This window comes from Streptomyces kebangsaanensis, from assembly GCF_001906585.1.
In the GTDB taxonomy this organism is placed as follows: Bacteria; Actinomycetota; Actinomycetes; order Streptomycetales; family Streptomycetaceae; genus Streptomyces; species Streptomyces kebangsaanensis.
In genome coordinates this window covers 223940-236975 of the sequence record NZ_JUJA01000167.1, presented here as the reverse complement: position 1 = coordinate 236975, position 13036 = coordinate 223940, and the positions used below count along the sequence as shown (strand labels likewise).

Here is a 13036-nt window from a genome sequence, read left to right as displayed (position 1 = left end):
CCGGCCCCGCCGGCCACCCCGGAGGAGCCCGCCCCGGGCAGTCCCACCCCGCCGCCCACGGCCACCGACACCGTGCACCACCTCGAGGACGCGGGCACGGGCAAGCTCTCCGCCATGGCCGGCGACACGTTCTCCGAGAGGATCGGCACGCGCGCCGAGACCAAGGACGGCAAGCCGGTCGGCAAGGTCCGGATCCGGTTCACGATCACCGGCGACACCGACGCCGCCTTCACCGGCGGCGAGAAGGTCGCCACGGTCGTCACGGACGCCTCGGGCGTGGCGGTGGCGCCCGCGCTCCACGCGGGCGAGAGGACGGGCGACTTCACCGTCCGCGCGGCGGTGGTCGGCCGCATGATGCCCGCCGTCGGCTACACGGCCACCGTCACCGAGCGCGCCGCCGACGCCCTCGCCCGCACCTCCGACACCCCGCTGACCTGCACGCCGGGCGGCGAGTTCGCCGACGAGGTGGAGGTCAGGGCCACCTACAAGGGCGCCGCCGCGGACAAGGTCGCGGCCACCGCCACCCTGATCACGTCGGACGAGGACCCCACCGAGAACGGCAAGGGCCCCTACTTCAAGGACGCCGACGGCAACCCCGTCCGCACCCTGAAGGACCTCCGGACGGACGCCAAGGGCCTCCTGAAGCTCCCGAAGCTGTACGCGGACGACGACACCACCGGCACGTTCCTGCTCCGCATCACCACCACCGGCGGCGCGACGCTGACGGTGGAGCTGAAGGTGGAACCGGCGGACCCGTCGCCGAGCCCGTCGGCATCCTCGTAGCCGACGCCCGAGCGGTCAGCGCCTGAGCCGGGCGTTGGTGTGCCGGGTCGGCCGCGCGGTCGCGGGGTCTTCGGGCCAGGGGTGCTTGGGGTAGCGCCCGCGCAGCTCCGCCCGTACGTCCCGGTAGCCGCTCGTCCAGAAGGAGGCGAGGTCGGCGGTGACGGCGGCGGGGCGGCCGGCGGGGGAGAGCAGGTGGACGAGGACGGGCACGCCGGCCGCGGCGGGCGTCTCGGCCAGGCCGAACATCTCCTGGAGCTTCACGGCCAGGACGGGTTGTTCGGGGTTCGCGTAGTCCAGCCGGACGCGGGAGCCGCTCGGTACCGTGATCCGTTCCGGGGCCAGCTCGTCCAGACGGGCGGCGTCGCCGGTGGCCCAGGGGAGCAGCCGGGCCAGTGCCCGCCCGGCGTCGATGCGGGCCAGGTCGGCGCGGCGCCGGGCCCGCCCGAGTTCCGGCTCCAGCCACTCCTCCGCGCGCGCGTGCAGCGCGCCGTCGGACACGTCGGGCCATGGCTCGCCCAGGTGGTGGCGCAGGAACGCGAGGCGCTGCCGCAGTACGGCGGACTCCGGTGACCACCGCAGCAGCCCCGGGCCTTCCTGCCGCAGCCCTTCGAGCAGCGCCTCCCGCACGAGGGCGGGATCGGCGTCGGTCAGCGGTCGTGCCGACAGCTCCACGGCGCCCAGCCGCTCGACCCGCCGGGCGACGACGTCCCCGTCCGCCCAGCGCACCTCGTCCCGCTCCTCGTACAGCGCCCCGGCCGCGAGGCGGGCCACGTCCTCGGGGACGGCCGCCGCGAGCCGCACGCGCGCGTGACTCCTGCCCACAGGCCGGTCGGCCACGGCGACGGCGATCCACGGCTCCCCGTGCAGAGGGGACGCCTCCGGCAGCTCGGCCCGCGTCCCGGAGACCATGAGGTACGACCCGCCGTCGAGCCGGGCCACCCGCTCCGGAAACGCCAGAGCGGCGACAACCCCGGCGTCCGCGTGCGAACCGGTGAGACGGGCGGCCGGACGGGAGACCTCCCCCATGACGGCCCGCAGCCGCCGCACCTCGCTCCGCCACCGCGACGCGTACGCGTCACCCCCACGCCGCACGCCCCGCAGAGCCGCGGCAAGGTCGTCCCCGTACTCCCGCGGAACCTCCTCACTCAGCAGGGCGACAACTTCCGCGGCCCGCTCGACCCCGCCGGAGGCGCCGGCGTCCAGCAACGCCCGCCCCAGCCGCGGATGCACCCCCAGCCGCGCCAGCGACCGCCCCCGCTCCGTGGTCCGCCCGGCGGAGTCCACCGCCCCCACGGCCCCCAGAACCTCCCGCGCCGCCGCCATCGCCCCGCCCGGCGGCGGGTCCAGCAGCGCCAGCCCGGAAGCGTCGGGATCGCCCCAGCAGGCCGCCTGAAGGGCGAACGCCGTCAGGTCGGCCACCCTGATCTCCGGCGCCGGAAAGGCCGGCAGACGGGCGTCCTCGGCCTCCGCCCAGCACCGGTACACCGTCCCCGGCGCCTCACGCCCGGCACGCCCCGCCCGCTGCCGCCCGGACGCCCGCGAGGCCCGTACCGTCGTCAGCGCGCTCAACCCGCGCGCGTGGTCCACCCGCGGCTCCCGCGCGAGCCCCGAGTCGACCACCACCCGCACCCCGGGCACCGTCAGCGACGACTCGGCCACGGACGTGGCGAGCACCACCCGGCGCCGCCGCCCCGGCGAGAGCACCGCGTCCTGCACGTCCGCCGGCGCCCGCCCGTGCACCTGGAGCACGTCCACACCGCCGACCTCGCCGAGATCCCCCAGCCACCCCGCGACCCGTCCGATCTCGCCCACCCCCGGCAGGAAGCACAGCACGTCCCCGTCCCGCTCGGCGAGCGCCCGCCGCACCACCGACGCCACGTGCGCGAGCAGCGCCGGGTCCACCCGCATCCCGTGCGGCGGCCGTACGGGATGCGCGGGAGGCGCCCACACCACCTCCACCGGATGCGACACGCCGTGCGCCTCCACCACCGGCGCCCCGCCCAGCAGCCGCGCCCACCCCTGCGCGTCCGTGGTCGCCGAGGCGGCCACCAGCCGCAGCTCGGGCCGCAGCGCCTCCCGCACGTCCCACAGGAACGCCGCCGCCGTGTCCGCGTCCAGATGCCGCTCGTGGCACTCGTCGAGCACCACCACGTCCACACCGGCCAGCTCCTGGTCCCGCTGCAGCCGCTGCAGCAGCACACCGGTCGTCACGACCTCCACGCGCGTGTGCGGCCCGACGACCCGCTCCCCGCGCACCGTGAAGCCGACGCTCCCGCCGGCCTTCTCGCCCAGCAGCCAGGCCATCCGCCGGGCCGCCGCCCGCGCCGCGATCCGCCGCGGCTCCGCCACGACCACCCGCCGCGCGGGCCCCTCGCCGACCAGTCCCGCCAGGACCAGCGGCACCAGCGTGGTCTTGCCGGTACCGGGCGGCGCCACCAGGACGGCGGTCCCGTGACCGTCCAGCGCGTCGTGAAGACCGGGCAGCGCCCCGCGCACCGGCAGCGCGTCCAGCTCTCGGTGACGGATCACGGGATCAGTCCCGTACGCAGACGAAGATCGCCGTCCCCGGGATCAGGCTCCCGCGCAGCGGCGACCAGCCGCCCCACTCGGAGGTGTTCCAGGCCGGCCACTCCGGCTCGACCAGGTCCACCAGGCGGAAACCGGAGGCCACCACGTCCCGCACCCGGTCGCCGACGGTCCGGTGGTGCTCGACGTACACCGCGCGGCCGTCCTCGTCCTGCTCCACGTACGGCGTGCGGTCGAAGTAGGACGCGGACACCGACAGCCCCTCCGGGCCGGGCTCGTCCGGGAACGCCCAGCGGATCGGGTGCGTCACCGAGAACACGAGCCGCCCGCCCGGCCGCAGCACCCGCCGCACCTCCCGCAGCACCGCGCGCGGGTCGGCGACGAACGGCAGCGCCCCGTAGGCCGAGCAGGCCAGGTCGAAGGAGCCGTCCGCGAAGGGCAGCGCGGCGGCGTCGGCGCACACCAGGGGGAACGCCCCGCCGATCCGCAGCGCGTGCTGGAGCTGGCGGTGGGACAGGTCCAGGGCGACCGGGCGCGCCCCCCGCCCGGCCAGCCAGCGCGAGCACTGCGCCGCGCCGGCGCCGATCTCCAGGACGTCCCTGCCCTTCAGCCCGTCCGGATCGCCGAGCAGCCCCGCCTGCACCTCGTCCAGGCCCTCCGGGCCCCACACGAAGCGGTCGTCGCCGAGGAACGTGCCGTGTTCGATCTGGTACTCGTCCGCGTTGCGGTCCCACCAGCCCCGGTTGGCCCGGGCACTCTCCGCCGCACCGGCCTCACGCCGGGTGGCCTCCGGTTCGAACGCTTCAACCGCCTTGGAGGATTCGGGCACTTGGATGATCGGCTCCCTCGTCGTACTCTTCCGTCAACCCACGCGCGGGCACGCGCCTCGCGCGACGCCAAGACGGGTTTTGTGCCGGGAATGAGGGGATCTGCCCCGGGTGTGCGGCTTCGCGCATTGACCCTGCCCGGCTGCCCCCGTATGCTACAAGTTGCGCTGCGGGCCTGCGCACCTCGGACGGAGCAGGCTGCGCTCGCATCTGTTGTATGTCCCCTCGGTTGTCGAGGCGCCACCAGTGGTCATCAGTGGTCTCGTGTGGCGCTTCCTTGGCTGTCCGGCTTCTACAGAGCGAAACGGGCTCCCGGCGTAAGCAGTGCCTACGACTTCAATGTCCGTACCGGAGCCCTTTCCCACATGACGAGCAGCACCGAGACCACCGCCACCACCCCGCAGGTAGCGGTCAACGACATCGGTAACGAGGAAGCGTTCCTCGCAGCGATCGACGAGACGATCAAGTACTTCAACGACGGCGACATCGTCGACGGCGTCATCGTGAAGGTCGACCGGGACGAGGTCCTGCTCGACATCGGTTACAAGACCGAAGGTGTCATCCCGAGCCGCGAGCTCTCGATCAAGCACGATGTCGACCCGAACGAGGTCGTTGCCGTCGGCGACGAGATCGAGGCCCTGGTCCTCCAGAAGGAGGACAAGGAAGGCCGCCTGATCCTCTCGAAGAAGCGCGCCCAGTACGAGCGTGCCTGGGGCACCATCGAGAAGATCAAGGAAGAGGACGGCATCGTCACCGGTACCGTCATCGAGGTCGTCAAGGGTGGTCTCATCCTCGACATCGGCCTCCGTGGCTTCCTGCCGGCCTCCCTGGTCGAGATGCGTCGTGTCCGCGACCTCCAGCCGTACGTCGGCAAGGAGCTCGAGGCCAAGATCATCGAGCTGGACAAGAACCGCAACAACGTGGTCCTCTCCCGCCGTGCCTGGCTGGAGCAGACCCAGTCCGAGGTCCGCCAGACGTTCCTCACGACCCTGCAGAAGGGTCAGGTCCGTTCCGGTGTGGTCTCCTCGATCGTCAACTTCGGTGCCTTCGTGGACCTGGGTGGCGTCGACGGTCTGGTCCACGTCTCCGAGCTGTCCTGGAAGCACATCGACCACCCGTCCGAGGTCGTCGAGGTGGGCCAGGAGGTCACCGTCGAGGTCCTCGACGTCGACATGGACCGCGAGCGCGTCTCCCTGTCGCTGAAGGCGACCCAGGAAGACCCGTGGCAGCAGTTCGCCCGCACCCACCAGATCGGCCAGGTCGTGCCCGGCAAGGTCACGAAGCTGGTTCCGTTCGGTGCGTTCGTCCGCGTGGACGAGGGCATCGAGGGCCTGGTCCACATCTCCGAGCTGGCCGAGCGCCACGTGGAGATCCCGGAGCAGGTCGTCCAGGTCAACGACGAGATCTTCGTCAAGGTCATCGACATCGACCTGGAGCGTCGCCGGATCTCGCTGTCCCTCAAGCAGGCCAACGAGTCCTTCGGCGCCGACCCGATGGCGGTGGAGTTCGACCCGACCCTGTACGGCATGGCCGCGTCCTACGACGACCAGGGCAACTACATCTACCCCGAGGGCTTCGACCCGGAGACCAACGACTGGCTGCCGGGCTACGAGAAGCAGCGCGAGGAGTGGGAGCGCCAGTACGCCGAGGCGCAGTCCCGCTTCGAGCAGCACCAGGCGCAGGTCGTCAAGTCCCGCGAGGCGGACGCCCAGGCCGCTGCCGAGGGTGGCGAGGGCGCCGCTCCGGCCGCGTCCGGCGGTTCGTACTCCTCCGAGGGCGGCGACAGCTCCGGCGCGCTCGCCTCGGACGAGGCGCTGGCCGCGCTGCGGGAGAAGCTGGCCGGAGGCCAGAGCTGAGCCGCTGCCGCTGAGGCTTGGCAGGTAGTTTGAGGGGCCGCACCTGAAAAGGTGCGGCCCCTCGGGTTTGTTCGGGGGATATCGGCCTTCTGCGAGTTTCAGTTCGGTGCGGCTGGTTGCGCAGTCTCCCGCGCCCCTTAAAAGCTTTCACGCGCCCCTGGCTGTGGGGGCCGAGGAGCGGGAATGCCGAAGCGCCGTTCCTCGTTGTGAACTTACGGATACGAGGAGGGACGATCACACAGTGCTTGATCCGCAGGGTTTGTACGCATGGGAGCCGAAGGGTCTGGCGGTCGTCGACATGGCGCTGGCCCAGGAGTCGGCCGGTCTTGTCATGCTCTACCACTTCGACGGATACATCGACGCGGGACAGACCGGCGACCAGATCGTCGAGCGGTTGCTGGACTCGCTGCCCCACCAGGTCGTGGCGCGGTTCGACCACGACCGGCTCGTGGACTACCGGGCCCGCCGCCCGCTGCTGACGTTCCAGCGCGACCGCTGGACCGGGTACGAGGTGCCCGCCATCGAACTGCGCCTGGTCCAGGACACGACGGGCGCGCCGTTCCTGCTGCTGTCCGGGCCCGAGCCCGACGCGGAGTGGGAGCGTTTCGTGGCGGCCGTACGGCAGATGGTCGAGCGGCTGGGCGTACGTCTGTCGGTGAACTTCCACGGCATCCCCATGGGCGTCCCGCACACCCGCCCGGTGGGCCTGACCCCGCACGGCAACCGCAGTGACCTCGTGCCGGGCCACCCCAGCCCCTTCGAGGAGGCGCAGGTGCCGGGCAGCGCGGAGGCGTTGCTGGAGTACCGGCTGATGCAGGCCGGCCACGACGTGCTGGGCGTGGCCGCGCACGTGCCGCACTACATCGCGCGCTCCCCGTACCCGGACGCGGCCCTCACGGTCCTGGAGGCCGTCACCTCGGCGACCGGCCTGGTCCTGCCGACCGTGGCGCACTCCCTGCGCAACGAGGCGCACCGTACGCAGACGGAGATCGACCGGCAGGTCCGCGAGGGCGACGAGGAGATCACGGCCCTCGTCCAGGGCCTCGAGCACCAGTACGACGCGGCGGCCGGCGCGCAGACCCGGGGCAACATGCTCGCCGAGCCCGTCGACATCCCGTCGGCGGACGAGATCGGCCGCCAGTTCGAACGCTTCCTGGCGGAGCGGGAGGGCGAGGCCTGATCGGATACGCTTCCGGTCATGCTGTCCGTGGGCCTGACCGGGGGTATCGGAGCCGGTAAGAGCGAGGTGTCGCGGCTGCTCGTGGAGTGCGGGGCCGTGCTGATCGACGCCGACCGCATCGCGCGCGAGGTGGTCGCTCCGGGCACGCCCGGACTCCAGGCGGTGGTGGATGCCTTCGGCCGGGACGTCCTGGCCGAGGACGGGAGCCTGGACCGGCCCCGGCTGGGCGCGATCGTCTTCGCGGACCCGGAGAAGCTGGCCGTCCTGAACGCGATCGTGCACCCCCTGGTGGGCGCCCGCTCCCGCGCACTGCAGGAGGCCGCGGCCGGGGACGCGGTGGTGGTCCACGACGTCCCGCTCCTGACGGAGAACGGCCTGGCCCCCCTGTACGACGTGGTCGTCGTGGTCGACGCGAGCCCGGAGACCCAGCTCGACCGCCTCGTACGCCTGCGCGGCATGACCGAGGAGGACGCACGCGCGCGCATGGCCGCGCAGGCGACGCGAGAGAAGCGCCTGGAGATCGCGGACATCGTGATCGGCAACGACGTGCCGCTGGAGCGGCTGGAGGAGCGGGTACGGGAGGTCTGGACGGACCTGACCCGCAGAGCGCACACGCCCGGGCGGAAGTAGCGGAAGCAGGAGCGCAGGAACACGACCGCCGGGCCGAGGCATTGAGGATCCCGGCGAGGGAAGGATTCAGCCGTGCCCGAACGTACTCCCGAGACGCATGTCATCGACTACCGCGCCGCCGAGCAACTGCTGGCCGCGCGGGACCCGCGGGGCGCGGTGAAGCTGCTCGACGGGGTCATAGCCGCGCATCCGGAGAACACGGCGGCCCGGCTGCTGCGCGCCCGCGCCTTCTTCGCCGCCGCGCAGCTGCGGCCGGCCGAGCTGGAGTTCACGATCGTGCTGGAGCGTGAGCCGGACAACGCCTACGCCCACTTCGCGCTCGCCCGCACCTACGAACGGCAGAACCGCCCCGACCTGGCCAGGCGCCACTTCCGGCTGGCGGCGGCGCTGGACCCGAACCCGGAGTACCTGCAGCGGGCCCGCTTCGACACCTGACGCCGACGGGCGCCTGCCCCCACGCCTACTCCGGCGGCCAGTACGGCGGCACGTCCCGCCCCGGCTGGTAGTGCGGCCCCTGCCGTATGTGCCGCACGATCACCGTCAGGTCAATGGCGATCACCAGCCACAGCACCCCGCAGGCCGCCGCCCATCCGGGCTGTCCCACCAGCACGAACACGACCGTTCCGAAGGTCGCCCAGACCAGTCCCCACACACTCAGCCAGAACCGCGCCCGCAGAGCACTGCGCGCGGTGGTGGGTTCACTACCCGTACGCATAGCCGATCACCACTCCTCCTTGCAACGTACTCCGTGCCCGGGATCCGCACCAAAGCCGTACCGGCCTCACTCGATCGGGTGAAGCACGCCCGGAGGGGAACGGCTGTGCGGAGGCGGGCCGTTGCCCGGGCATGGAGCTGAGAATGCGTGAGGGCCATCAGGGGACGGGTCCGGGGGCGATCACTCCGGACGGCTGCGCGGTGGAGCTGTACGAGCGGCTGCCGGCCGGGACCGAGCCGGACATCATCGCCGCGGCCGTGCCCGCCGGCGCGCACATTCTGGAGCTGGGCTGCGGTGTGGGCCGTGTGACCCACCCGCTGCTGGAGCGCGGCTTCACCGTCACGGCGGTGGACGAGTCCCCGGAGATGCTGCGGCGGGTGCGCGGGGCGCGGACGATATGCAGCCCGATCGAGGACCTGGAGCTGGGGGAGACCTTCGACGTCGTGATGCTCGCGTCCTTCCTCGTGCACGCGGGCGACGCCGAGGTGCGGCGAGGGCTACTGCGCACCTGCGCACGGCACGTCGCCCGGGACGGCTGCGTACTGATCCAGCGGGAGGGCGGCGACTATCACGTCAACGTGCCGCGCGAGCGGGTCGACCCCGCCGGCTGCACGGTGCGGATCCTGTCGGCGGAGCCGGTCGGGGACGGGGTGAACTCGGTGCGCGCGGAGTACGTGTTCCCGGACGCGACCTGGACCCAGACGTTCCGCTCCCGGCCGCTGACGACCGAGCAGTTCGAGGAGGCGCTGGCGGAGGCGGGCCTGACGGTGGACCGGTACCTGACGGAGGACGGAGTGTGGGTGAGGGCGGTGCGAGAAGGGACACGCTGAAGTCGTCGCGGTTGCCGCGGCGGCAGGGATGAGGCGCGGATGTCACCGCTCCCGGGGGCGGGCGCTCAGGTCCCGCAGGCGTTCGAGCTCGCGCCGGTCGCGCTTGGTGGGGCGGCCGGTGCCGCGGTCGCGGATGCCGATGGGGGCGACGGCCTCGCGGGGCGGGGGCGGCGGGGAGTTGTCGACGTAGCACTGGGCGGCGACGGGGGCGCCCACGCGCTTGCGGATCAGCCGCTTGACGACGACGATCCGCTCGCGGCCCTCGTGCCGCAGCCGCACCTCGTCCCCGACGCGCACGGAGTGGGCCGGCTTCACCCGCTCCCCGTTGACCCGGACGTGCCCGCCCCGGCAGGCGGTCGCGCCGAGGGAGCGGGTCTTGACCAGACGGACGGCCCAGATCCAGCTGTCGATCCGCACGTTCTCACCGGCGGCCGGACCGGCGGCCTCGGCGGCGGCGACGGCGGCAGCGGTCTTCGGGTCCACGCTCTGGTCGTTCGGGGTAGCCATGTGTCCGACCTTAGCCGCACCACCCCACCACCTCCCGGGAAACTACCGTGGACCCATGGACCACCCCAGCAGCCTCGCCGCCCTGGATGAGCGGATCACCGGCTGCCACGCCTGCCCGCGGCTGGTCGCCTGGCGGGAGGAGGTGGCCCGCACCAAGCGGGCCGCGTTCGCCGACCAGACGTACTGGGGCCGCCCGGTACCGGGCTTCGGCCCCCCGGACGCCCGCCTGCTGATCATCGGCCTGGCCCCGGCCGCCCACGGCGGCAACCGCACCGGCCGCATGTTCACGGGAGACCGCTCCGGAGACGTCCTGTACGAGGCCCTGTACGACGTGGGCCTGGCCTCCCGGCCCACCGCCGCCTCCGCCGACGACGACCTGGAACTGTACGGAGTGCGCGTCACGTCCCCCGTCCACTGCGCCCCACCCGCCAACAAGCCCACCCCCACCGAACGCGACACCTGCCGCCCCTGGCTCGTCCAGGAACTGACCCTCCTGCGCCCCACCCTCCGCGCCGCGGTCGTCCTGGGAGCCTTCGGCTGGCAGGCGGCCCTGCCCGCCTTCGCCGCAGCCGGCTGGAGGACCCCCCGTCCCCGCCCGCCCTTCGCCCACGCCACCCGGGTCCCCCTGGACGGCATCACCCTCTTCGGCTGCTACCACGTCAGCCAGCGCAACACCTTCACCGGCAGGCTCACCCCCGCCATGCTCCGGGACGTGCTGCGGACCGCGGCACGAGAGGCGGGACTGCCGACGAGGAAATGACGAGGAAACGAGGCGACGCGGCGGTCGCACGGCGGTTATGTTCCCGCGATGGGCCTGTATCCGGAGACCGAACCCCACGACCACGGCATGCTCGACGTCGGTGACGGCAACCGCATCCACTGGGAGACCTGCGGCAACCCGCACGGCAAGCCGGCGGTGATGCTGCACGGCGGCCCGGGTTCCGGCTGCACCCCCGGCTACCGGCGCTACTGCGACCCCGCCGCCTACCGGATCGTGCTGCTCGACCAGCGCGGCTGCGGACGCTCCACGCCGCATGCGAGCGCGTACGACACCGACATGAGCGTGAACACGACCGCGCACCTGATCGCCGACCTGGAGCTGCTGCGCCGCCACCTCGGCATCGAGCGCTGGCTGGTGTGGGGCGCCTCGTGGGGCTCGGTGCTGGCGCTGCGGTACGCCCAGACGCATCCCTCCGCCGTCTCCGAACTGGTCCTCACCGGCGTCGCGACCGGCTCGAACCCCGAGGTGACCCTGCTGACCCACGGCCTGGGGAAGATCTTCCCGGAAGCGTTCGAGCGCTTCCTGGCCGAGCTGCCCGAGCAGGACCGCGACGGCAACCTCGCCGCCGCGTACAACCGGCTGCTCGAGTCCCCCGACCCGGCCGTCCGGGAACGGGCGGCGCGTGCCTGGACCGACTGGGAGACGGCGACGATCCCCGCCCCGCCCCGCTCCGTCCCGCGCTACGAGGACCCGGTCTTCCGTACGGCCTTCGCCCGCACGGTCACCCACTACTTCGGCAACGACCACTTCCTCGGCGAGGGCAACGACGAGGGCGTGGTCCTCCGTGACGCCCACCTCCTCAAGGGCATCCCCGGCACCCTCGTCCAGGGCAGCCTCGACTTCGGCAACCTCCTCGGCATCGTCTGGCGCCTCCACCACGCCTGGCCGGACAGCGAGCTGATCACCGTCGGCCAGGCCGGCCACGACGCGGGCGCCCCGGCCATGACGGACGCCCTGGTGACGGCCACCGACAACTACGCCCGACGCTGAGCTTCAGCGCCGGTGCCGTCCGTGCACACGAGCCGCCCTCCGCGCGTGACGGGTCAGCCTCCGGCCGGGGCCGGGGGGAGGACGCGGCACAGCGCTTCCAGCGCGGGTCCGTAGCCGTGGTCCGGCGGGGTGGCGTAGCCGACGACCAGGCCGTCGTGGGCGGGCATGGTGGCGGCCGGGTGGCGGAAGCCGGCGAGCCCGTCCAGGGCGACGGACCGCGAGGCGGCGGCCTCGACGACGGAACGCTCGGTTCCGGGTGGCAGGCGCAGCACCGCGTGCAGTCCGGCGGCGATGCCGGTGGGCGTGATGTGCGGGGCGCCGGCGGCGAGGGCGGCGACGAGGCGGTCACGGCGGGCGCGGTAACGCTGGCGCATGCGGCGGATGTGGCGGTCGTAGTGCCCCGAGTCGATGAAGTCGGCGAGGGTGAGCTGGTCCACGACGCTCGTCCAGGCCTCCCGCTCGCCCTTGGCCGTCAGGACGGGGACGAGGAGGTGCTCGGGCAGCACCATCCAGCCGAGCCGCAGCGCCGGTGACAGGCTCTTGCTCAGCGAGCCGATGTAGACGACCCGCTCCGGGTCCAGGCCCTGGACCGCGCCGACCGGTTCCCGGTCGTAGCGGAACTCTCCGTCGTAGTCGTCCTCCAGGATCAGGCCACCACGGGTCCGGGCCCAGTCCACCGCACTGACGCGCCGTCGCGGGTGCAGGGGGCCGCCGGTCGGGAACTGGTGCGCCGGCGTGAGCAGCGCTGTCCGTACCCCTTTGAGGCTCCCCAGCTCGTCGGTACGGGCACCGCGCTCGTCGAGCGGGAGCGGGACCGTACGGACGGAGGCCTCCTCCAGGAGGGAACGGTGGAAGGCGAGCCCGTACGACTCCACGGCCAGCGGGCCACGCAGGACTCGGCCGCCGAAGAGCAGCCGCAGCGCGTGGGCGACGCCGGAGCACACCACGATCCGCTCCGGCGACGTTCGCACGCCGCGAGCACGCGCCAGGTATTCGGCCAGTGCCCGGCGCAGTTCGGGGCGGCCCTGCGGGTCGCCCGGGCCGAAGGCCTCGTTGGGTGCGGCGGTGAGCGCGCGACGGGCGGCGGCCAGCCAGGCCGAGCGGGGGAAGGAGGCGGCATCGGGCTGCCCCTGCCTGAGGTTGTGCGCCGGTGGCGCCGCACGCGCGGGCGTCGTCTTCGGTACGCGCGGGGACCGGACCGGCTCGGTGCGGGGCGCCACCCGCGTACCCGAGCCCTGCCGGGCGACCAGCCACCCTTCGGCGACCAGTTCGCCGTAGGCCTGGGCGACGGTGTTGCGGGCGAGGCCGAGGTCGGCGGCGAGGGAACGGTACGGAGGCAGCCGGGTGCCAGGGGCCAGTCTCCCGTCGCGCACGGCTTCACGCAGCGCCCGGATGAGCACGGAGCGGCGGC

General features: G+C 73.2%; 12 protein-coding genes and 1 pseudogene. 8 read left to right on the top strand and 5 right to left on the bottom strand.

The genetic code is table 11. The annotated features are described in order from the left end of the window. Nucleotides 1–783 (top strand): annotated as a pseudogene (locus RH94_RS45705) (lytic transglycosylase); the annotation flags it as partial. 15 nt (nt 784–798) lie between these two features. Here RH94_RS45705 and hrpB read toward each other — a convergent pair. Both hrpB and RH94_RS35890 read right to left on the bottom strand, forming a co-directional pair. Beyond that, nucleotides 799–3312: an ATP-dependent helicase HrpB gene (hrpB, locus tag RH94_RS35895; RefSeq protein WP_073952479.1), complete on the bottom strand. Its 2514-nt coding sequence runs from the start codon at nt 3310–3312 to the stop codon at nt 799–801. Nucleotides 3313–3316: 4 nt separating this feature from the next. Next, nucleotides 3317–4138: a class I SAM-dependent methyltransferase gene (locus tag RH94_RS35890; RefSeq protein ID WP_234426273.1), complete on the bottom strand. Its 822-nt coding sequence runs from the start codon at nt 4136–4138 to the stop codon at nt 3317–3319. 363 nt (nt 4139–4501) lie between these two features. Here RH94_RS35890 and rpsA point away from each other — a divergent pair, with 363 nt between their 5' ends. The 4 genes from rpsA to RH94_RS35870 all read left to right on the top strand — a co-directional run bounded on the left by rpsA (nt 4502) and on the right by RH94_RS35870 (nt 8237). Next, nucleotides 4502–5992: a 30S ribosomal protein S1 gene (gene rpsA / locus RH94_RS35885; protein WP_073952477.1), complete on the top strand. Its 1491-nt coding sequence runs from the start codon at nt 4502–4504 to the stop codon at nt 5990–5992. A gap of 241 nt (nt 5993–6233) precedes the next feature. Then, nucleotides 6234–7172, top strand: a complete 939-nt coding sequence (locus tag RH94_RS35880; protein WP_073952476.1) for a PAC2 family protein — start codon at nt 6234–6236, stop codon at nt 7170–7172. Nucleotides 7173–7190: 18 nt separating this feature from the next. After that, the gene (coaE, locus tag RH94_RS35875) at nt 7191–7802 is read left to right on the top strand and encodes a dephospho-CoA kinase (protein ID WP_073952475.1); all 612 of its coding nucleotides are present in this window, start codon (nt 7191–7193) and stop codon (nt 7800–7802) included. A 72-nt stretch (nt 7803–7874) separates the two neighbouring features. Beyond that, a complete protein-coding gene (locus RH94_RS35870; protein WP_073952474.1) occupies nt 7875–8237 on the top strand; it encodes a tetratricopeptide repeat protein in 363 nt (120 codons plus the stop codon). Between the two features lie 25 nt (nt 8238–8262). Here RH94_RS35870 and RH94_RS35865 read toward each other — a convergent pair whose 3' ends face one another. Next, nucleotides 8263–8517 carry a DUF6343 family protein gene (locus RH94_RS35865; RefSeq protein ID WP_073952473.1) on the bottom strand — a complete coding sequence of 85 codons (255 nt, stop codon included), beginning with the start codon at nt 8515–8517 and terminating at the stop codon, nt 8263–8265. 143 nt (nt 8518–8660) lie between these two features. Here RH94_RS35865 and RH94_RS35860 point away from each other — a divergent pair, with 143 nt between their 5' ends. After that, complete coding sequence (locus RH94_RS35860) at nt 8661–9347, top strand: class I SAM-dependent methyltransferase (protein WP_107428904.1); 687 nt, start codon at nt 8661–8663, stop codon at nt 9345–9347. Nucleotides 9348–9389: 42 nt separating this feature from the next. On the opposite strand, the gene RH94_RS35855 is transcribed toward RH94_RS35860, so the two are convergent. Next, nucleotides 9390–9854: an RNA-binding S4 domain-containing protein gene (locus tag RH94_RS35855; RefSeq protein ID WP_073952471.1), complete on the bottom strand. Its 465-nt coding sequence runs from the start codon at nt 9852–9854 to the stop codon at nt 9390–9392. A 55-nt stretch (nt 9855–9909) separates the two neighbouring features. Here RH94_RS35855 and RH94_RS35850 point away from each other — a divergent pair, with 55 nt between their 5' ends. Together RH94_RS35850 and pip are read left to right on the top strand one after the other, a co-directional pair. Continuing rightward, nucleotides 9910–10614, top strand: a complete 705-nt coding sequence (locus tag RH94_RS35850) for a uracil-DNA glycosylase (protein WP_073952470.1) — start codon at nt 9910–9912, stop codon at nt 10612–10614. A 48-nt stretch (nt 10615–10662) separates the two neighbouring features. Next, a complete protein-coding gene (pip, locus tag RH94_RS35845; RefSeq protein ID WP_073952469.1) occupies nt 10663–11625 on the top strand; it encodes a prolyl aminopeptidase in 963 nt (320 codons plus the stop codon). A gap of 53 nt (nt 11626–11678) precedes the next feature. On the opposite strand, the gene pdxR is transcribed toward pip, so the two are convergent. After that, nucleotides 11679–13036 (bottom strand): MocR-like pyridoxine biosynthesis transcription factor PdxR (pdxR, locus tag RH94_RS35840; RefSeq protein ID WP_073952468.1); only part of this gene is annotated, 1358 nt, incomplete at its 5' end.

What these genes read in the sequence shown, in the direction of transcription:
- rpsA (WP_073952477.1), top strand. Translation starts at nt 4,502, where the DNA reads ATGACGAGCAGCACCGAGACCACCGCCACCACCCCGCAGGTAGCGGTC.
- coaE (WP_073952475.1), top strand. Translation starts at nt 7,191, where the DNA reads ATGCTGTCCGTGGGCCTGACCGGGGGTATCGGAGCCGGTAAGAGCGAG.
- RH94_RS35865 (WP_073952473.1), bottom strand. Translation starts at nt 8,517, where the DNA reads ATGCGTACGGGTAGTGAACCCACCACCGCGCGCAGTGCTCTGCGGGCG.
- RH94_RS35860 (WP_107428904.1), top strand. Translation starts at nt 8,661, where the DNA reads ATGCGTGAGGGCCATCAGGGGACGGGTCCGGGGGCGATCACTCCGGAC.
- RH94_RS35855 (WP_073952471.1), bottom strand. Translation starts at nt 9,854, where the DNA reads ATGGCTACCCCGAACGACCAGAGCGTGGACCCGAAGACCGCTGCCGCC.
- RH94_RS35850 (WP_073952470.1), top strand. Translation starts at nt 9,910, where the DNA reads ATGGACCACCCCAGCAGCCTCGCCGCCCTGGATGAGCGGATCACCGGC.
- pip (WP_073952469.1), top strand. Translation starts at nt 10,663, where the DNA reads ATGGGCCTGTATCCGGAGACCGAACCCCACGACCACGGCATGCTCGAC.